Source organism: Collimonas sp. OK307 (assembly GCF_900113705.1).
Classification (GTDB): domain Bacteria; phylum Pseudomonadota; class Gammaproteobacteria; order Burkholderiales; family Burkholderiaceae_D; genus Collimonas.
Map to the genome: position 1 here is coordinate 111,370 of NZ_FOQI01000009.1, position 19,260 is coordinate 130,629.

Annotated in this window: 19 protein-coding genes; 5 read left to right on the top strand and 14 right to left on the bottom strand. The window is 55.4% G+C overall.

The genetic code is table 11. The annotated features are described in order from the left end of the window. Positions 1 to 117: 117 nt before the first annotated feature. From BM205_RS13515 to BM205_RS13535, 5 genes are all read left to right on the top strand, one after another. Positions 118 to 3,042, top strand: coding sequence for a ribonucleoside-diphosphate reductase subunit alpha (locus tag BM205_RS13515; RefSeq protein ID WP_092415264.1), 2,925 nt, complete (start codon positions 118 to 120; stop codon positions 3,040 to 3,042). Positions 3,043 to 3,203: 161 nt separating this feature from the next. Continuing rightward, on the top strand, positions 3,204 to 4,361 hold the full coding sequence (locus BM205_RS13520; RefSeq protein WP_092415266.1) for a ribonucleotide-diphosphate reductase subunit beta: 1,158 nt from the start codon (positions 3,204 to 3,206) through the stop codon (positions 4,359 to 4,361). A gap of 515 nt (positions 4,362 to 4,876) precedes the next feature. Continuing rightward, positions 4,877 to 5,638 carry a histone H1-like repetitive region-containing protein gene (locus BM205_RS13525; RefSeq protein ID WP_092415268.1) on the top strand — a complete coding sequence of 254 codons (762 nt, stop codon included), beginning with the start codon at positions 4,877 to 4,879 and terminating at the stop codon, positions 5,636 to 5,638. A 335-nt stretch (positions 5,639 to 5,973) separates the two neighbouring features. Beyond that, a complete protein-coding gene (locus tag BM205_RS13530; protein WP_092415462.1) occupies positions 5,974 to 6,516 on the top strand; it encodes a YggT family protein in 543 nt (180 codons plus the stop codon). An 18-nt stretch (positions 6,517 to 6,534) separates the two neighbouring features. Then, a complete protein-coding gene (locus BM205_RS13535; protein WP_092415270.1) occupies positions 6,535 to 6,894 on the top strand; it encodes a DUF167 domain-containing protein in 360 nt (119 codons plus the stop codon). 84 nt (positions 6,895 to 6,978) lie between these two features. Here BM205_RS13535 and bfr read toward each other — a convergent pair whose 3' ends face one another. The 14 genes from bfr to leuS all read right to left on the bottom strand — a co-directional run bounded on the left by bfr (position 6,979) and on the right by leuS (position 19,135). Beyond that, positions 6,979 to 7,449, bottom strand: a complete 471-nt coding sequence (gene bfr, locus BM205_RS13540) for a bacterioferritin (RefSeq protein ID WP_092415272.1) — start codon at positions 7,447 to 7,449, stop codon at positions 6,979 to 6,981. Between the two features lie 215 nt (positions 7,450 to 7,664). After that, positions 7,665 to 8,081 carry an ExbD/TolR family protein gene (locus BM205_RS13545; protein WP_092415464.1) on the bottom strand — a complete coding sequence of 139 codons (417 nt, stop codon included), beginning with the start codon at positions 8,079 to 8,081 and terminating at the stop codon, positions 7,665 to 7,667. Further along, positions 8,081 to 8,821 (bottom strand): MotA/TolQ/ExbB proton channel family protein, encoded by a 741-nt coding sequence (locus BM205_RS13550; RefSeq protein WP_092415274.1) that lies wholly within the window; start codon positions 8,819 to 8,821, stop codon positions 8,081 to 8,083. Before BM205_RS13550 ends, BM205_RS13545 begins: the two co-directional genes overlap by 1 nt. Positions 8,822 to 8,914: 93 nt before the next feature. Continuing rightward, positions 8,915 to 9,604 (bottom strand): energy transducer TonB, encoded by a 690-nt coding sequence (locus BM205_RS13555; RefSeq protein ID WP_092415276.1) that lies wholly within the window; start codon positions 9,602 to 9,604, stop codon positions 8,915 to 8,917. A gap of 21 nt (positions 9,605 to 9,625) precedes the next feature. Next, on the bottom strand, positions 9,626 to 9,856 hold the full coding sequence (locus BM205_RS13560) for a (2Fe-2S)-binding protein (RefSeq protein ID WP_092415278.1): 231 nt from the start codon (positions 9,854 to 9,856) through the stop codon (positions 9,626 to 9,628). A 110-nt stretch (positions 9,857 to 9,966) separates the two neighbouring features. Next, positions 9,967 to 10,287: a hypothetical protein gene (locus BM205_RS13565; protein ID WP_092415280.1), complete on the bottom strand. Its 321-nt coding sequence runs from the start codon at positions 10,285 to 10,287 to the stop codon at positions 9,967 to 9,969. Between the two features lie 96 nt (positions 10,288 to 10,383). Next, the gene (hemP, locus tag BM205_RS13570; protein ID WP_092415282.1) at positions 10,384 to 10,581 is read right to left on the bottom strand and encodes a hemin uptake protein HemP; all 198 of its coding nucleotides are present in this window, start codon (positions 10,579 to 10,581) and stop codon (positions 10,384 to 10,386) included. Between the two features lie 309 nt (positions 10,582 to 10,890). After that, positions 10,891 to 12,126, bottom strand: a complete 1,236-nt coding sequence (locus BM205_RS13575; RefSeq protein WP_092415284.1) for a THUMP domain-containing class I SAM-dependent RNA methyltransferase — start codon at positions 12,124 to 12,126, stop codon at positions 10,891 to 10,893. A gap of 74 nt (positions 12,127 to 12,200) precedes the next feature. Continuing rightward, positions 12,201 to 12,803, bottom strand: coding sequence for a 2-hydroxychromene-2-carboxylate isomerase (locus BM205_RS13580; RefSeq protein ID WP_092415286.1), 603 nt, complete (start codon positions 12,801 to 12,803; stop codon positions 12,201 to 12,203). A gap of 28 nt (positions 12,804 to 12,831) precedes the next feature. Continuing rightward, on the bottom strand, positions 12,832 to 13,254 hold the full coding sequence (locus BM205_RS13585) for a CopD family protein (RefSeq protein WP_092415288.1): 423 nt from the start codon (positions 13,252 to 13,254) through the stop codon (positions 12,832 to 12,834). Positions 13,255 to 13,481: 227 nt separating this feature from the next. Then, complete coding sequence (locus BM205_RS13590; protein ID WP_092415290.1) at positions 13,482 to 14,747, bottom strand: glutamate-5-semialdehyde dehydrogenase; 1,266 nt, start codon at positions 14,745 to 14,747, stop codon at positions 13,482 to 13,484. Between the two features lie 19 nt (positions 14,748 to 14,766). Continuing rightward, the gene (holA, locus tag BM205_RS13595; RefSeq protein WP_092415292.1) at positions 14,767 to 15,783 is read right to left on the bottom strand and encodes a DNA polymerase III subunit delta; all 1,017 of its coding nucleotides are present in this window, start codon (positions 15,781 to 15,783) and stop codon (positions 14,767 to 14,769) included. A gap of 18 nt (positions 15,784 to 15,801) precedes the next feature. Further along, complete coding sequence (gene lptE / locus BM205_RS13600) at positions 15,802 to 16,386, bottom strand: LPS-assembly lipoprotein LptE (protein ID WP_254783881.1); 585 nt, start codon at positions 16,384 to 16,386, stop codon at positions 15,802 to 15,804. Between the two features lie 103 nt (positions 16,387 to 16,489). Continuing rightward, positions 16,490 to 19,135, bottom strand: a complete 2,646-nt coding sequence (gene leuS, locus BM205_RS13605; RefSeq protein ID WP_092415296.1) for a leucine--tRNA ligase — start codon at positions 19,133 to 19,135, stop codon at positions 16,490 to 16,492. Positions 19,136 to 19,260: the final 125 nt, after the last annotated feature.

Below are 19,260 nucleotides of genomic sequence, written 5' to 3' on the forward strand. Positions count from 1 at the left end.
CTGCAGCAATGACTGATGTGGCAACAAGCAGTATCTGAACCATCAATGGTTCCAGGGTTCTAATTAATAACAGCAGGCGTAATTGTTTCGCCTGTTTTCACAGTCTCGGGAGGCTCAGTGCAATCTACTCAAGAAATTTCCGTTAAATCATCAGCCGAAGTCGCTGGTGTTCCGCCATCAACCGGTAGCGGCTCTCCCGTCAAGGTTTCCAGCAGTTTCGGCGACTACCGCATCATCCGCCGCAACGGCGCCGTGGTCGGCTTTGAACCGTCCAAGATCTCGATCGCTGTCACCAAGGCATTCCTCGCAGTCAATGGCGGCCAGGGTGCTGCATCGGCACGGGTACGCGAACTGGTCGAGCAATTGACTTCCAACGTCGTCGCCGCATTGGTGCGCCGGCAGCCGAATGGCGGCACGTTCCATATTGAAGACATCCAGGACCAGGTTGAACTGTCCCTGATGCGCTCCGGCGAGCATGACGTGGCGCGTGCCTACGTGCTGTATCGCGCCAAGCGCATGGAAGAGCGTTCGCAGCAACAAACCGGCGCCACGGCAACCGTAGCCGGCACCGAATTGTTTGTGACAGAAGACGGCCAGCGCCGCGTGTTGGACATGCAGCAGGTGCGTGACCTGATTACCGCCGCCTGTATCGGCCTGGAAAAGCACGTTGACGCGGAAGCCATCCTGGCCGAGACCGTCAAGAACCTGTACGACGGCGTGCCGGTCGAAGAACTGCACAAATCAGCGATTCTGGCAGCCCGTGCACTGATGGAAAAAGACCCTGCCTACAGCACGGTTACTGCGCGTCTGCTGATGCACACAATCCGTAAGGAAGTATTCGGCAAAGAAGTGGCGCAAGCTGATGCACCCGCCGCATATCTCGAATATTTCCCGAAATTCATTAAAAAGGGTATTGAATCCGACCTGCTGGATAGCAAGCTGGCGCAATTCGACCTGAAAGCCCTGGGCGAAGCACTGAAGCCAGAACGCGACCTGCAATTCGGCTATCTTGGCCTGCAAACCTTATACGACCGTTATTTCCTGCACATCCGGGATATCCGCATCGAAATGCCGCAAGCGTTTTACATGCGGGTAGCGATGGGCCTGGCGCTGAATGAAGTCAATCGCGAAGCACGCGCAATCGAGTTTTACAACCTGTTGTCCAGCTTCGATTTCATGAGCTCGACACCGACCCTGTTCAATTCGGGCACACTGCGCTCGCAACTGTCGTCTTGCTACCTGACCACGGTTGCCGACGATCTCGACGGTATCTACGAAGCCATCAAGGAAAACGCCTTGCTGGCCAAATATGCCGGCGGCCTGGGTAACGACTGGACACCGGTACGTTCGCTGGGCGCCCATATCAAGGGCACCAACGGCAAGTCGCAAGGCGTGGTGCCGTTCCTTAAAGTGGTAAACGACACTGCCGTGGCAGTGAACCAGGGCGGCAAACGCAAGGGCGCGGTATGCGCCTACCTGGAAACCTGGCACATGGATATCGAGGAATTCCTCGACCTGCGCAAGAACACCGGCGACGATCGCCGTCGTACCCACGACATGAACACTGCCAACTGGATTCCAGACCTGTTCATGAAGCGCGTCATGGAAAAGGGCGAGTGGACCCTGTTCTCGCCAAGCGATGCGCCGGACCTGCACGACAAGGTCGGCAAGGCCTTCGAGGAAGCCTATACCGGCTATGAAGCCAAGGCTGCCCGCGGTGAACTGCGCCTGTTCAAGAAGATCCAGGCGCTCGACTTGTGGCGCAAGATGCTGTCGATGCTGTTCGAAACCGGCCATCCATGGATCACCTTCAAGGATCCATGCAACATCCGCTCGCCGCAGCAGCACGTTGGCATGGTCCACAGCTCGAACCTGTGCACCGAGATCACGCTGAACACCAACGAATCCGAGATCGCCGTATGTAACCTGGGTTCGGTCAATCTGCCGGCGCACATGAAAGACGGCAAGCTGGATCACGCCAAATTGCAGAAAACTATCAATACTGCAATGCGCATGCTGGATAATGTGATCGATATTAACTACTATGCAGTGAAGAAGGCGCGTGATTCCAATCTGCGGCATCGCCCGGTTGGTCTCGGTATCATGGGTTTCCAGGATTGCCTGCACATGATGCGCGTACCTTATGCCTCGAAAGCAGCGGTTGAATTTGCCGATAATTCGATGGAAGCGGTTTGCTACCACGCTTATTGGGCATCGACCGAACTGGCGGAAGAGCGCGGCCGTTACAGCAGCTATCGCGGTTCCTTGTGGGATCGTGGCATCCTGCCGCAAGATTCCGTGAAACTGCTGGCTGAAGAGCGTGGCGGCTACCTCGAAGTCGACATGTCGGAAGCACTGGACTGGACCGAGCTGCGTGCCCGCATCAAGGAATTCGGCATGCGCAACTCGAATTGCGTAGCGATTGCACCGACCGCCACCATCTCTAACATCATTGGCGTATCGGCTTGTATCGAACCGACTTACCAGAACCTGTACGTGAAATCGAACCTGTCAGGCGAGTTCACCGAAATCAACGAATACCTGGTGCGCGATTTGAAAGCACGTGGTTTGTGGGATGAAGTGATGATCTCCGACCTCAAGTATTTCGACGGCAGCCTGGCCAAGATCGATCGCATTCCGCAAGATCTGCGCGAGATTTACGCCACGGCATTTGAAGTTGAGCCATCCTGGCTGGTGGAAGCGGCGTCGCGTCGTCAAAAATGGATCGATCAGGCGCAATCGCTGAATATCTATATGGCAGGTGCATCGGGTAAAAAGCTCGACGAAACCTACAAGCTGGCATGGTTGCGCGGTCTCAAGACTACTTACTACCTGCGTACCATTGGCGCAACGCATACTGAAAAGTCGACATCTAAAACCGGCGCGCTGAATGCGGTTTCGGTAGATGGCGGCGCCAGCGGCGGTGCGGCAGCGACTTACGGTACAGCTGCTGTTGCGGCTGCGCCACAAGAACTGGATGGACCGGCATGCACCATGCGTCCTGGCGATCCTGGTTTTGAAGAGTGCGAAGCCTGCCAGTAAGCCAGTAAAACAGTTCATATAGAACGAAACAATTGCAAAGAAAGTAGGGTGGGCAGGTTTTTTGCCCACGCGTTACCGAAACAGGCGCGGCGATCAATTTGAAGTCGCAAAGTCACGCGCGGGCACAGGTGCCCACCCTACGAAAGATAAAGGAATAAAGCATGCTCTCCTGGGATGAAGAAAAAAGTTCGGCCCCCGCTCCTCGTACCCCGCCTATGCCGGCGCAAGCGGCATTTGCACCTTCAGCACTTCCGCAAATGTCCGATAGCGCATTCCAAGCAGCTCCGGCAGTCGACGTGACGCACCGCGTCAATGCCGCTGACAAGCGCATCATCAACGGCCATACCGACGTCAATCAGCTGGTCCCGTTCAAGTACAAATGGGCCTGGGACAAGTACCTGGCCGGCTGCGCCAACCACTGGATGCCGCAGGAAATCAACATGCAGCGCGACATCGAGCTGTGGAAGAATCCGAACGGCCTGACGGACGATGAACGCCGTCTGGTCAAGCGTAACCTGGGTTTTTTCGTTACCGCCGACTCGCTCGCCGCCAACAATATCGTGCTTGGCACGTATCGCCATATCACTGCGCCGGAATGCCGGCAGTATTTGCTGCGCCAGGCTTTTGAAGAAGCAATCCACACCCACGCCTATCAATACATCGTGGAATCGCTCGGTCTGGACGAGGCGGAAATCTTCAACGCCTATCACGAAGTCAAATCGATCCGCGACAAAGACGAGTTCCTGATCCCCTTTATCAATACGCTGACCGATCCTGAATTCAAGACCGGCACTACTGAAAACGATCAGAAATTGTTGCGCTCGCTGATCGTGTTCGCCTGCATCATGGAAGGACTTTTCTTCTACGTCGGTTTCACGCAGATCCTTGCGCTGGGCCGTCAAAACAAGATGATGGGTGCGGCGGAACAGTACCAATACATTCTGCGCGATGAGTCGATGCACTGTAACTTCGGCATCGATTTGATCAACACAATCAAGATGGAAAATCCGCATTTGTGGACGCCGGAATTCCGCGATGAGATTAAAGCGTTGTTTTTAAGCGCAGTAGAGTTGGAATATCGCTACGCAGAGGATACAATGCCGCGTGGAGTGCTCGGTTTGAATGCGCCAATGTTCAAAGGTTATTTGCGGTTCATTGCAAATCGCCGCGCGCAACAAATCGGACTGGACCCAATGTTCCCTCAGGAAGAAAATCCCTTCCCCTGGATGAGCGAGATGATCGATCTGAAAAAAGAACGCAACTTTTTTGAGACTCGTGTAATCGAATATCAAACCGGCGGTGCACTGAACTGGGAATAAAGGCTTCAGATCTCGGACAAGAATAACGAGGTGGATGGAAGAGGTTGCTGGAGTCCTGCAGCGCTTAGTACTATAAAAAAGTCTGCAAACTGAAAGGTGATTTCCAAACTTAATGAACAGCCAAAGACAGAAGCGTACTTATCTGTTGTCGCCGCTTACCCCGATTCAATCGGGTTTGGCGGCGTTTTCTTTGGAAAAAACTAAACGTTTTTGTAACAGAATTCCGACGCCGGCCTAGCCGCTGGCGTTTTTTGGCCAAGGATCGCAGCCTACAGGTGGCGCGAAACTCGAAATTCGAGACTCTTCCCAGGTCCTGGAAACCGGGAAAAGACCTTAGCCGATTATGGCTGAAGTGCTGCATCAATGAGGGGATGGAGCAGTTCAGCTGGTGCCGAATTCATTAGCGCAAGCAGAGTTGATTGCGCCGATGAATAATCCGCCGTTCCCATCGCGATGGGTTCGTCGGGTTTCCAACTTGGAGCTTGATTTTTTCCATCACGTGAAGGAGAAACAAAATGGCAACAGCAGCAAAGAAACCCGCAGCGAAGAAACCCGCTGTGAAGAAAGCAGCACCGGCCAAGAAGCCAGTAGCTAAAGCAGCAGCAAAACCAGCAGCTAAGAAACCAGTTGCTAAGAAAGCTGTCGCGGCTAAAAAGCCAGTAGCTAAAGCAGCAGCAAAACCAGCAGCTAAGAAACCAGTTGCCAAGAAAGCTGTCGCGGCTAAAAAGCCAGTAGCTAAGAAAGCAGCAGCCAAACCAGCAGCGGCCAAGAAGCCAGTTGCTAAGAAAGCTGTCGCGGCCAAAAAGCCGGTAGCTAAGAAAGCAGTAGCAGCTAAAAAGCCGGTAGCTAAGAAAGCAGCAGCCAAACCAGCAGCGGCCAAGAAGCCAGTAGCTAAGAAAGCTGTCGCGGCCAAAAAGCCGGTAGCTAAGAAAGCAGCAGCTAAACCTGCAGCTAAGCCAGCAGCGAAAAAGCCGGTAGCTAAGAAAGCAGCAGCTAAACCTGCAGCCAAAAAGCCGGTAGCCAAAGCAGCAGCTAAACCAGCGGCCAAAAAGCCGGCAGTTAAGAAAGTTGCGGCTAAGCCAGCAGCAAAAAAGCCGGTAGCTAAGGCAGCAGCTAAACCTGCCGCCAAACCTGCAGCAGCTAAGCCAGCTGTTAAAAAAGCCGCAGCGAAACCTGCAGCCAAAAAACCAGTGGCAAAACCTGCAGCTGAGCCAGCAGTAAAGACAGTGCTCAACCCGGCAGCAGCTTGGCCGTTCCCAACTGGCACACGCCCGTAATTAGCGTTTGTCGGTTTGCCTGATTGAATTCAGGTATCACCCGCTGTACAGCTTCGCGCTGTCCAGCGGGTTTTTATTTGTGGGTACGCGATGTGAGGGCGATGTGAGTGGCGCGTGAGCAGGTTCGTCAGCTAGCGCAGCCAAGTCGAAATAACTGCTACGACAGCCAGCTGGTACACTCGTACTTTTCCTGAATCCGTGGCATTCGCCTACGTCTCCGAATTACATCTTGCGCCCGAATTCGGGTAAGTTATCAGTATATTGGCGCGCCGGACCGTTACGCGTCGATGTTCGCAAGCCTGAATCATTGCTTCATATGGGAAGGGAAACACGTCGTGTTGCAGAATATTTTCACCTTGATTATCGAAACTATCGCCAGCGTCCTGGGCGGAGTCCTGTTACTGCGATTCTGGATCCAGGCAGTGCGCGTACGGCCGCCGCAACAGTTGGCGCAGTTCATCTTTACCCTGTCTGACTGGGCTGTGCGCCCAATGCGGCGCTTGTTGCCCGGGGTTGGCGGCTACGACTGGGCCAGCCTGATCGGCGCGGTCCTGGTGGCCGTCATCTGCATCTTGCTGGAACTCGGCGTCAGGTCGGCATTGAATGCCACATTGATTTTCAGCCTGTCGGCACTGCTGTTTTTCCAATGGGTATTTTATGGACTGATCGCGTTATTGATTATTGAAGCGATCTTCAGCTGGGTGAATCCGAACGCACCCCTGGCGCCCTTCGTACGAGCGTTGAATGAGCCGTTGCTGCGGCCTTTGCGCAGGATTATCCCGCTGATTGGCAATATCGATCTGTCGCCGCTGGCAGCGCTGATACTGCTGAGAGTAGTGCACCAGCTGGTGATCTATCTGATCATGTCGCTGACGTGAATTACAAATGAGCCGCAAATGAAACACAAGGCGGGCGCAGGTGCAGGCGCGGCGCCCGTGCAGGGCCAAAGATTGCATGCATGGTGCTCCGATATTGCCGGCGGTGTCAGGCTGGCACTGCAGGTAACGCCTAATGCCAAGAAAAGCCAGGTCATCGGGCCCCAAGAGGACGTACTCAAAGTACGCTTACAGGCGCAACCCATTGAGGGTAAGGCAAACGAAGCGTTGATTCGCTATCTGGCAGAGCTGCTGGATGTGCCGCGCAGCAGGATTGTGATCACCCACGGCCATACCAATAAGCGGAAAATCGTCGAGATGCAAGATGTCTCATTGACAGCAGATGCTGTCATGCGCAGCTTGCTGGCTTTGGTCGCGTAGGCGGGGCGCAAAGAAAAACGGCTTCCGAGGATAAGTCGGAAGCCGCGAGTCTGAGTTCGAGCCTGAGTCTGGTGTCGACGCCAGTTAAGCGTCCATCTGGCTTTGCAGATAGTTCTGCAGCCCGACTTTATCGATCAGGTCGAGCTGGGTTTCCAGCCAGTCGATATGTTCTTCCGTATCTTCGAGGATTTCCACGAAGAGTTCGCGCGATACATAATCACCGGCTTTTTCGCAAGCGGCGATGCCTTCCTTGACAGTCTTTTGCGCGCCTTGCTCCAGCTTCAGGTCGCACTGCAGCATCTCCGGCGTCGATTCGCCGATCATCAGCTTGTGCAATGCCTGCAGGTTCGGCAGGCCATTCAGCATCAGGATGCGGTCGATCAGTTTGTCGGCGTGCTTCATTTCGCCGATCGACTCTTCATATTCCTTCTTGCCGAGCTTTTCCAGGCCCCAGTGCTTGTACATGCGGGCATGCAGGAAATACTGATTAATCGCAGTCAGTTCATTGGTTAACTGCGCATTGAGCAGCGTGATGATTTGTTTTTCGCCTTGCATGGGAACCTCGCTATATTAGGAATGCGGAGCGCGCAGCCATAAAATCGGGGATTACTAGATTTTATGCTGGCTTCTCACGTGATCGGTATGCCGTTTAACCGGCAATCAACCGAAATCGCAGCCATGATAGCGCATGCCATAGGCTTTTTCATCATCAGATAGCGCGAATCATTTTCATTGTGATTTGTGCATCAAGGGGCCGCGCCCCGGCATGCTTACTTGGCGTCGGGATCGGTAACGAAGCCGATTTTCCCGAGCCCTCCGGATTGAGCCGCTGCCATTACCTGAGCCACTTTTTCATATTGCACGGTACGCGCTGCGCGCAAATGTAATTCAGGCTGCGGCTGCTTTTGGGCTGCAACGGCAATCCGCGAATTGAGTTCGTTACGATCGATTGCTTCTTCATTCCAGAACAGTTTGCCGTCGGCATCGATAGACAGATTGATGTTTTCCGGCTTGGTCTGATCCGGCTGGTTGGTGGCACGCGGTAAATCAATTTTTACCGCGTGATTCATCACCGGGATGGTCATGATGAAGATGATCAACAGCACCAGCATGACGTCGACCAGCGGCGTGGTGTTGATCTCCGGATTGAAATCGTCGTCCGAATCGGACAGGGAACCCATGCCCATCATGCGCCTTTCACAGCGACCAGTCTGGCGCCATTGTTCGAACCGTTCGGATTGTCGGATTCGGTATTGCTTGAGCGGGAACCGGTAACAAACAGCGCATGCAGGTCGAAGCCGAATTTATTCAGCTTGGCGATGATGGTTTTATTGCCGCGCACCAGTGCGTTATAGCCGAAGGTAGCCGGGATCGCCACCGCCAGGCCGAGCGCGGTCATGATCAGTGCCTCACCGACCGGTCCGGCGACCTTGTCGATGCTAGCCTGGCCGGAGGTGCCGATTGATACCAGCGCATGATAAATGCCCCAGACCGTGCCAAACAAGCCGACAAACGGCGCGGTCGAGCCAACTGACGCCAGTACCGCCATGCCGGCCTGCAATTTGCCTGAGACTTCGTCAATCGCCTGGCGCAATGACAAGGTGACCCAGTCGCTGACTGACAGCTGGTCGTGCAAATGTCCTTTGTGGGCAGCGTGATGGCGCATCGAGGAGACGCCGGCCTGAGCTACTTCGGCAAACGGGTTTTCCGTACCTAGCGTGGCAATGCCCTCCGGCAAGCTGGTGGTATCCCAGAACTGATGGCCTGCGGCGTGTGCGGCACGTTGGAAGCGCAGGATTTGCAAAGCCTTGGTCAGGATCACATACCAGGATGCGATCGACATCGCCACCAGCAGCACGGCGACGCTTTTAATGACGAAATCGCCTTGGCCCCAGAGCGCTTCCAATCCGTATGGACTTATTTCCATGATAATTTCCCCTGTATTCTAGATGAACTGCTGTAGATGGACCGCTGTAGATAAGCTGCGGCTGCTCTGGCGAAACGCCAGAAGCGGCATTGATTAATTGGATAACTGGAAATTGATAGGAACGATGGCAAATACCGGCATCGGCTTGCCGTCTTCCATGTAGGGCTTGAATAAAGACCGCATTACCGCCTGTCTGGCGGCGTCATCCAGACGGCTTGAGCCAGAAGACTTTTGCACCTCGGCGCGCTCGGCATGGCCCTTTTCATTGATCAGAACGCGGATGATCGACTTGCCTTCTTCGCCCATGCGCTTGGAAACGGCGGGATATTTCACATCAGGCGGCTGGATATATTCGACCCCGGACGTGATGGTGCGTGGCTGGGCCACAGCTGCTGCAGCAGCAGGTGCAACCGGCGCCGCAGCTGCAACCGGTTCTTCGCGCTGCGGCGGTTGCGGAGCCGGCGTCGGTACTGAAATGGCGGCTTCCGACGGTGTGTTATTGACGACCGGCGTAGGGCGCGGCGGGTTGATGTTCCTCTTTACTACAGCGACGGTCTTTGGTGCGGCCGGCTGTGGTTTTGGCTGTGTTGGCTCAGGCGCCTTTTCCGGCGTGATGAAGCTGGCGAAGATTTCCTTCGGCATGGCTTGCGCAGCCTGATGGATCAGACCGCTTTTCAAGGCCCAGAAAAAAGCTACGTGCACCAAGAGGATGGTGCCTAATGGCCCGATACGCCTGACTTGTTTCCATGCAAGCGCGGGATAACTGATTGCTGCAGACGACATAGTTAAGCTTACCCTGCGAGATTACGCGGCCTGTATGTTTTGTTGAAACACCATGGCTTGAACATGGCGCAGGGCAGCCGGCGCCTGGTTGCCGAGGCATTCACGCAATACGCTTTTTGCACAGGAACGACACTTCCCGCAGCAGGTGCCGATACCCAGGTTCTCGCGCAGTTCAGACATGGAGGACATGCCCTCATCGACTGCCTGCCGAATTTTTCGATCCGATACGTTATTGCAAACACAAACAATCATTTTGCACCTTACTGCCATAGTTAAAAGGCAGATTAAAAAGATAGAAATCGGCCGACAAGAATGTTCTTGTGGCGGTTATTAACACTTATTCGGTACGGCGCGGTACTACTTCAGCACACCCTGTTTGCGGCCACGAATCTGCTGAACAGATTGTATTTTTCCGGCGGCGGCATGGTGTTCTCTACTACTGTTCCCCACTGCTCCGACAACTGCAGGCAGGTTGCGCGTAATACCGGCGCCAGGTTCGGTAAATCTGCCAGCGCCTTCAAGTGGCGCTCAATCACCGAGGCCAGCTTGACGCAACCGCTGGTTTCCTGGTTATGCGCGGTGTAATGCGACATCAGGTGCAACACTGCCGAAACCAGCAGCTCCGGCTGTGCCGGTGCGCCGTTCGGCTCCACCAAAGCCGGGTTGATTTTTTCCGATACCATCAAGCACTCCTATATCAGTATCTTGCTGGCTGGCGACTACGGCGGGCTAGGGTTGGCTGCGGTTAGCTAAATGCGGCCAAATAAAAACTACAGTGCTTAAGCGGTCAGGATCAATTTGTTCAGTTGCGTCAGGCGCAGCTTATAAATCCGGCCGCCATGATCGATTTCCAGCTCACGCATTTGCTTGAACAGATCCTGGCTCTTGATTCGCGTGACTGCTGATGCAACTGACTTCGTGATGCTGGACACAGGTGTTTTTTCAACTTGCGCTTCGCGTCGTATCGTCTGGCTCATTATAGTCCTTTCTGTAAATGCGAACAATTCGTATTTGTATTATTAGCCAGCTGGACGGGGAATGCAAGCGCTTTTAGTGTCGGCGTTGGGTAATTGCGAAGTGATGCTGAATAGGCAATGTCAGGCGCTGTGCATAGTGTGATGCACAAGGGAAATATTACTTGTGGGGGATATCAGGTTTGGCTTCTCGAGGGAGGGCGACAAGGCGTCCGGCCAAACTGCCTGATGCAAAACCAGCGCAGAGAATGCGCTGGTTTTATTGAGGATTGCTGAGTGAGACTGAGTTGTTCGTTCGTTGTACTTTGACTATTACTCGGTCTTTGGCTTGGCCGCTTCACGGCGGTTAAAGCCCGCCACCATATCAAAGCGGAACAGGCGGCATTCCAGTGCGCCATTGAAGAAAGGCGTCTTGCGTGCTTCTTTCAGGCGCAGCAACTTCGGCAAGCTGAGGTCGGCAGAAAACAGAAATACGCTCCAGCCGGCAAAGCGCTGTTTCAGCGTGGTGCCGAATGCGCTGAAAAAGGCGGTCAACAAGTCGTCGCTGGTCAACGTACTGTCGCCACGCACGCCGATCCGCTCGCCGTACGGCGGATTGGTCAGCATGATGCCGTGTTCGGCATCGCTCGGCGGTTTGACTTCCTGTGCCTCGATCTGCTTGATCGGCACTTCAAACAGGATGCCGGCGTTGCGCAGATTGTTAGCCGCAATTTGCACCATATCGCCCGAGATGTCGCTGCCGAAGATGGTCGGCGTGGTCGGTAGCGGACGCGGCTTGAAGCTGCCTTTGATTGCCAGCCATTTTTCACTTTCGAAATCGTTGAATTTCTCAAACGCGAAGTGACGGCGCGCACCGGCTGGAATACCAGCGAGGATTTGGGCCGCTTCGATCAAAATAGTGCCTGAGCCGCACATGGGGTCGAACAAGACCGTACCTGGTTTCCAGCCGGAGGTACGGAGCAGGCCGGCGGCGAGATTTTCGCGCAACGGCGCATCGCCGGTTTCGGCGCGCCAGCCGCGCTTGAACAAGGCTTCGCCGGAGGTATCGAGGTACAGCGTGAAGTTGTGGGCATCGAGAAAGCCGACGATACGCATGTCCGGCGTACCGGTGTCGACGGAAGGCCGTTCATTGCAGAGGTCGCGGAAACGGTCGCAGATGCCATCCTTGATCTTGAGCGTGGTGAATTGAAGGCTGCGCAAAGGCGATTTCACGGCGGTGACGTCGACCCGGATCGTGTGGCTGACCGGGAACCAGCTCTCCCACTCCTGCTCCAGCGTCATGTCGTAAATATCGTTTTCATTCTTATAGGCGCCATGCGTCAGACGCAGCAACACCCGGCTGGCAATACGCGAGTGCAGGTTGATGCGCCAGGCATCGCTCAGCAAACCGGAGCAATGGACGCCGCCGGGCACCTGGGTGTGGACCTTGAGAGTGACGTCGGGCGCGCTGAACTGCGCTATTTCATTCAGCTCTTCAGCCAGTGCACCTTCCAAGCCGCGCGGGCAGGGGCAAAAATAGGAGTGCTTATCGGTAGACTTATGTGACATGGGGGGACCTTTTATCCGTTGTGGTACTACAAATTTGGGTAAGGTGGGCACCAGGTGCCCACCTTACAAAATAACTATCTGGCGAATGCCCGTTCTACAAAATCCAGCCGGTCCTGGCCCCAGAACGGCTCGCCGTCAACTACGTACCAAGGCGCGCCAAACATATTGGCGGAAATGGCATCATCGGTAAAACGATCGAATTCGCTCTGGACGCTGGCGGTTTCGGCCGATTTCAGCAAGGTCTTGCCGTCATGGCCAAGCTCCGAGGCAATCGCGATCAAGGTAGCGCCATCGGCAATATTGCGTTGTTCGGCCCAGATTGCACGCATTATAGCGCCGGTCAATATCATGGCGGCTTCCGTGCCGTGCGCCAGTTGGGTTGCGATGATCAGTTTTGCGGCATCGTCGCTCTGTACCGGGAAGAAAGTCGGTTGCAGGTTCAGCGGGACTTGCAGGTATTCGCTCCAGCGCCGCAGTTCTTCCAGCCGATAGGCCTGGCGCTGAGGCGCGCGTTTGGCCAAAGGCAAGCCGCCCGAGGTGTTGAAAACCTTGGATAAGTCGCAGGGCTTTAATGCAATTTTTACGTCGTACTGTTTCGACAAAGCCTGCAGGCGTGCATGCCCCAGGTAGGCGAACGGCGAGTGCGGCGCAAAATAATATTCACAGAGCTTGCTCATGGCTAATCCTCGGACAGTATTAGAACGATTAGAACGGTTTGACAACAACCAGAATCACGATGGCCAGCAGCAACAGGACCGGTACTTCATTGAACCAGCGGAACCAGGTGTGGCTGCGGGTATTCACCCCGTTTTCAAATTTCTTCAGCAAGCTGCCGCAGGCATGGTGATAGCCAATCACCAGAATCACCAGGAATAATTTGGCATGCATCCAGCCATTGCCAGGACCTTTGCCGATGCCGTAACCCAGCCACAGCCACGCGCCGAACACAATCGCCGGCAACGACAGGATCGACATGAAGCGATACAGCTTGCGCGCCATTAACAACAATCTTTGGGTTGCCGCAGTATCTGTTTCCTGCGCCAGGTTGACCAGGATTCTTGGCAGATAAAACAGACCGGCGAACCATGAGGCGATGAAGACAATATGCAGCGACTTGATCCAAAGCATGGGGATTCCTTTTTTTGATTATTACGGGAAGGGTGAATTCGATTGCATATAAGACAAGAGTACTAGCAAGTCGGTTCTACAGATATTGGGCAATAGCGTAATCGGCCAGGGTTTTCCGCTGTGACATTGCAGAATGTCCCTGGCCCTGATGCAAAGGATGATTCAGGGCCGTAACCGCGGTAGCTGCAAGTACTTCAAGCTACGTGGCGCACGTTGGGTGCTACTTGTTACTCGCGTACTTCGCCGTGCCCGAACACCACATATTTTAGCGAAGTCAGGCCTTCCAGGCCGACCGGTCCGCGCGCATGCAATTTATCGTTGGAGATACCGATTTCAGCGCCCAGGCCGAATTCGAAACCATCCGCAAAACGGGTCGAGGCATTGATCATCACCGAGGCAGAATCGACTTCGCGCAAGAAACGCATCGCCCGCGAATGATTTTCGGTGACGATGCTGTCCGTATGCTGTGAGGAGTAGGTGTTGATATGGGCGATTGCCTCATCCACGTCGGCCACGATCTTGACGGACAGGATCGCCGCCAGATACTCGGTACCCCAATCTTCTTCGGTAGCGGCGGCCAGGTGAGGGTAGCCCGCCAGGATGGCACGCGCTTCATCGTCGGCGCGCAGTTCGACCTCTTTAGACTGGTACAGCATGGCCAGCTGCGGTAATACCTGTGGCGCAATTGCGCGCGCCACCAGCAAGGTTTCCATTGTGTTGCAAGTGCCGTAACGATGGCATTTGGCATTGAAGGCAATCTTCACGGCTTTGTCGAGATCGGCCTGATCGTCGATATAGACGTGGCAGATGCCGTCGAGATGCTTGATCATCGGCACCGTGGCTTCCTTGATCAGGCGTTCGATCAGGCCCTTGCCGCCGCGCGGCACTATAACGTCGACGTATTGCGGCATCGTGATCAGGGCGCCAACGGCAGCGCGGTCAGTGGTGTCGACCACTTGTACCGCATCCTGCGGCAGGCCGGCACCGGCCAGGCCTTCTTGCACCAGCTTGGCCAGTGCCTGGTTGCAATGGTGGGCTTCCGAGCCGCCGCGCAAGATGGTGGCGTTACCGCTCTTGATGCACAGGCCGGCGGCGTCTACCGTGACATTCGGACGTGCTTCGTAAATGATGCCGATGACACCCAGCGGTACCCGCATCTGGCCTACCTGGATGCCGGTAGGACGGTACTTCATGTTCGAGATTTCGCCGATCGGATCGGGCAGGGCGACAATTTGCTCAAGCCCCGCGATCATGGTGGCGATGGCTTGCTCCGAAAGCGTCAGGCGATCCAGCATCGCTGGCGCCAGGCCGTTGGCGCGTGCGGTTTCCAGATCGATCTGGTTAGCCGCGCGCAACAGGTCGGCATCGCGCCGGATGGCGGCGGCAATCAGGCTCAGTGCGCGGTTCTTGACGGCGCTGTCGGCACGCGCCATGGCGCGCGATGCGGCGCGGGCACGTTGTCCGACTTCGGTCATGTAGTGTTGGATGTTCATATGTTCTATCAACTAACTATCAATTATGTGCGACTTTTAAACCCAGCTGCAGCAAAGCGTCCCAGGCATCGCCGGAAAACGCTTTGGCACGTAAACCTTTGACCATCTTGTCGATTTGCGCGGCATCTTTCAATGCCGCTTCCAGCGTCGACAGGCTCAGGCGCCGCAGCGCCGGCTCCATCAGTTTTTCGCGCGGTCCCCAGATGCGATATTCCTTCAGCAGCGCGGATATCGGCCGTCCCTGGCTGGCTGCCGATTTCAATTTCAACAAGGTGCGGATTTCTTCGGAGACCGCCCACAGCACCAGCGGCAAGGCTTCGCCTTCGCCTTTCAAACCGTCCATCATGCGCACCAGGCGCGCCGTATCGCCGACCAGCATCGCCTCATTGAGCTTGAAGACATCATAACGCGCGACGTTGAGGACTGCATCGTGGCACTGTTCGAAACTCAGTTTGCCGGGAGGATGCAGCAAAGCCAGTTTCTGGATTTCCTGATGCGCCGCCAGCAGATTGCCTTCGACCCGATCGGCGATGAAATCCAGCGATTGCCGGTCTGCGCTTTGTTGCTGAGCCGCCAGGCGAATCCCGATCCAATTGGGTAAATGGGCTCGCTCCACCAACGGAATATCTATATACATAGCGCTCTGCTGCAGCGTGGCGACCCAGGCGGCTTTTTGCGTCGCCCAGTCCAGCTTGGGCAAGCTAATGATCGTGACGTTATCGGGATTCAGCGTCGCGGTATAGTTTTGCAAAGCCTGGCCGCCGTCCTTGCCAGGTTTGCCGGTCGGGATGCGCAATTCGATCAGTTTTTTATCGCCGAACAGCGATTGCGACTGATTGGCAGCCAGCAGTTCTCCCCATTTGAAACTACGGTCGACCACCAGCACATCGCGCTCGCTGCAGCCATTGCTGCGCGCGCTCTTGCGTATCTTGTCGGATGCCTCCAGCGCCAGCAGATGCTCGTCGCTGGTGATTACGTACAAGGGCGCCAGGGTTTTCGCCAGATGGCCGTCGAGCGCGTCGAACCGCAATTGCATTAACTGACCTTTAGCTGGTTATTTGACAGGAACGGTGGCTGGAACGGTAGCCGGGGTTACCTCCGCTGGCTGGTTTTGCTGATCCGGTTGGGTTGGCTGCGCTGTCTTGAGCGCTGCCAGGCGACGCAGAACCTGTTGCACCATGTCGCTTCGCATGTCGCGGTACAGCAGCACCTCTTCCGCTGCCTTGGACAATTCTTGCGACGAGTTATAGCTGATGTCGCGCTTCAATGTAATCAGCGTCGCCGGCAACAATTCCTTCTTTTCCGCGTCAGTCACACGGAAAGTCAGTCTGTAATACAGCATATATTCGCTCGCGCGGCCGGAGCTGTTGAGAGTCAGGATGACTTTCTCCTGGGTTTCGCCAAGTACTTCCAGTATTACCTCTGCACCTTTTGCGGACGTCAACACCTGCGTATCGCCGCTGGCCAGGATATTGCGTTTCAACTCGATTCCCAGGGGGGAGTTGGGGCCAAACGTCATATACAGGGACTTGAATGGCAAATTAGCCGAATTGCGCAGATGAAAACCGCAGGCGCACAGCATCGCCGTCATGACCAGTATCAAGGGCCAGCGCAACCATGTGCCGGAATCTGCAGGCATTCTGAGAGGCATTCTATTCAACATTCGGACATTCCTTGTTTCAAGATTGAAGGCCGGACGCATGCATCCGGCCCTGCTTTGGAAGTACTTGCGAACTAGTACACTACGCAACGATATTGATCAGCTTCCCAGGCACCACGATGACTTTCTTCGGCGGCCCTTCGAGATATTTCTGAACATTTTCGTTTGCCAGCGCTGCGGCCTCGATGCTTGCCTTGTCGGCATCCTTGGCAACGGTGATGCTGCCGCGCAGCTTGCCGTTGACCTGGATCATCATTTCAATTTCACTCTGTTCCAGCGCTTTGTCGTCCACCTGCGGCCAGCTGGCGTCGAGGATGTCGCCATGCACTGCGGTAAAGCCGAGCTCTTGCCACAACGTGTGGGTGATGTGCGGCGCTACCGGATTGAGGACGCGCAGGAAGATCGACAGGCCTTCCGTCAATACCGCGTTGCTGGCCGGCGACTGGTCCAGCTTGGCAGCTTCCAGGGTGTTCAGCATTTTCATGCAGGCCGAGACCACCGTGTTGTACTGGATCCGCTTCAAGTCATGGTCGGCTTGCTGCAAAATCTTGTGCACTTCACGGCGCAAGGTTTTCTGCACGTCGCTCAATCCGGAAAAATCCGCGGTGACGCCTGGGACAACGCTGCTGGCACGGGCGAAGCTGAATGCCCAGACCCGGCGCAGGAAGCGATTCGCACCTTCCACACCGGTACCCGACCATTCCAGGGTTTGTTCCGGCGGCGAGGCGAACATGGTGAACAAACGCGCCGTGTCGGCGCCGTACTGGTCGATCTGGGCTTGCGGATCGATACCGTTGTTTTTCGACTTCGACATCTTTTCGGTGCCGCCGATTTCAACCGGCGCGCCATCCGCTTTCAAGATGGCCGTCAACGGCCGGCCCTTGTCGTCAAACGTCAGTTCGACGTCTTCCGGGTTATGCCAGGTCTTCTTGCCGCTGACATCTTCCCGGAAATAGGTTTCGTTGAGCACCATGCCTTGCGTCAGCAGGTTGGTGAACGGTTCGTCGAACTTGATCAGGCCGAAGTCGCGCATGACCTTGGTCCAGAAACGGGCGTACAGCAAATGCAGCACGGCGTGTTCGATGCCACCGATGTACTGGTCCATCGGCATCCAGTAGTCGTTGCGCGAATCGACCATGGCGTCGTTGCTCTTCGGCGAGCAATAACGCATGTAATACCAGGATGAGTCGACGAACGTATCCATGGTGTCGGTTTCGCGCCGCGCCGGCTTGCCGCATTTGGGGCAATCGACATGCAGGAATTTTTCGTTTTTGTTGAGCGGATTACCGCTGCCATCCGGCACGCAGTCTTCCGGCAGAATGACCGGCAGATCTTTTTCCGGTACCGGCACATCGCCGCACTCGCCGCAGTGGATGATCGGGATCGGGGTGCCCCAATAACGCTGGCGCGAGATGCCCCAGTCGCGCAGGCGATAGGTAATTTTCTTTTCGCCGAGACCGTGCGCTGCCAGGTCGGCAGCAACCGCATCGACTGCTTGCTGGTAGTTGAGGCCGTCGTATTTGCCGGAATCGACGCAGACGCCGTTTTCCTTGTCGCCATACCACTCGTGCCAGCTTTCGTCGGAGTAGGTTTTACCTGGTACCGCGATGACCGGGCGAATCGGCAGCACGTATTTCTGGGCAAACGCGAAATCGCGCTCGTCGTGCGCCGGCACACCCATGACGGCGCCATCGCCGTAGGTAATCAAGACGTAATTGCCAACCCATACTTCGATTTGCTGGCCGGTCAGCGGATGCGAAACGTACAAGCCGGTCGGCATGCCTTTCTTTTCCATCGTTGCCATGTCGGCTTCGATGACGCTGCCCTTTTTGCATTCGGCGATGAATTCAGCCAGTTCCCGATTGCTCTTGGCAGCAAAGGTAGCGAGGGCGTGTTCCGGCGCTACGGCGCAGAAAGTCACGCCTTTGATGGTGTCGGCGCGGGTGGTGAATACCCACAGTTTGCCGTCCTGGATCAGCTGGCCGTTTTCTTCGATCTTGTGCGGGAAGGCGAAACGCACACCGGTCGATTTACCGATCCAGTTGGCCTGCATCAGGCGCACCCGTTCCGGCCAGCCCGGCAATTTGGTTTCTACGTGTTCCAGCAACTCTTCGGCGTAGTCGGTGATCTTCGCGTAGTACATCGGAATTTCGCGCTTTTCGATCAGCGCGCCGGAGCGCCAGCCGCGGCCGTCGACTACCTGTTCGTTGGCCAATACGGTCTGGTCGATCGGATCCCAGTTCACGGTACCGGTCTTTTTGTAGATGATGCCTTGTTCCAGCATCTTCAGGAACATCCATTGGTTCCACTTATAGTATTCCGGCGTGCAGGCGGTCATTTCACGCGACCAGTCGATCGCCAGTCCCATCGCCTGCAACTGTGTCTTCATGTGGGCGATGTTGGCGTAGGTCCATTGCGCTGGCGGCACGCCATTGGCCATGGCAGCGTTCTCCGCCGGCATGCCGAACGCATCCCAGCCCATCGGCATCAAGACGTTGTAACCATTCATCCGCAAGTAGCGGTACATCACGTCATTGATGGTGTAGTTACGCACATGACCCATGTGCAGCTTGCCGGAAGGGTAGGGCAGCATCGAGCAGGCGTAGAACTTCTTTTTGTCCTGGCCGTTCTTGTCCTTGGCATATTCGACCGCCTTGTAGGCGTCTATGGATTGCCAATAGTCTTGCGCTGATTTTTCGACGTCGGTTGGGCTGTATTTTTCTTGCATGACGGGAGCTAAAAGGTGAATGTTATTCCGCGTTGCAAAGAGAACAAGGCGTCAGGTCGTCGGCACTAAAGGTCGCCGTAGTAAATCGTACGGCAGCCGGGACGAATCTGATAGCCTTGGTCGTT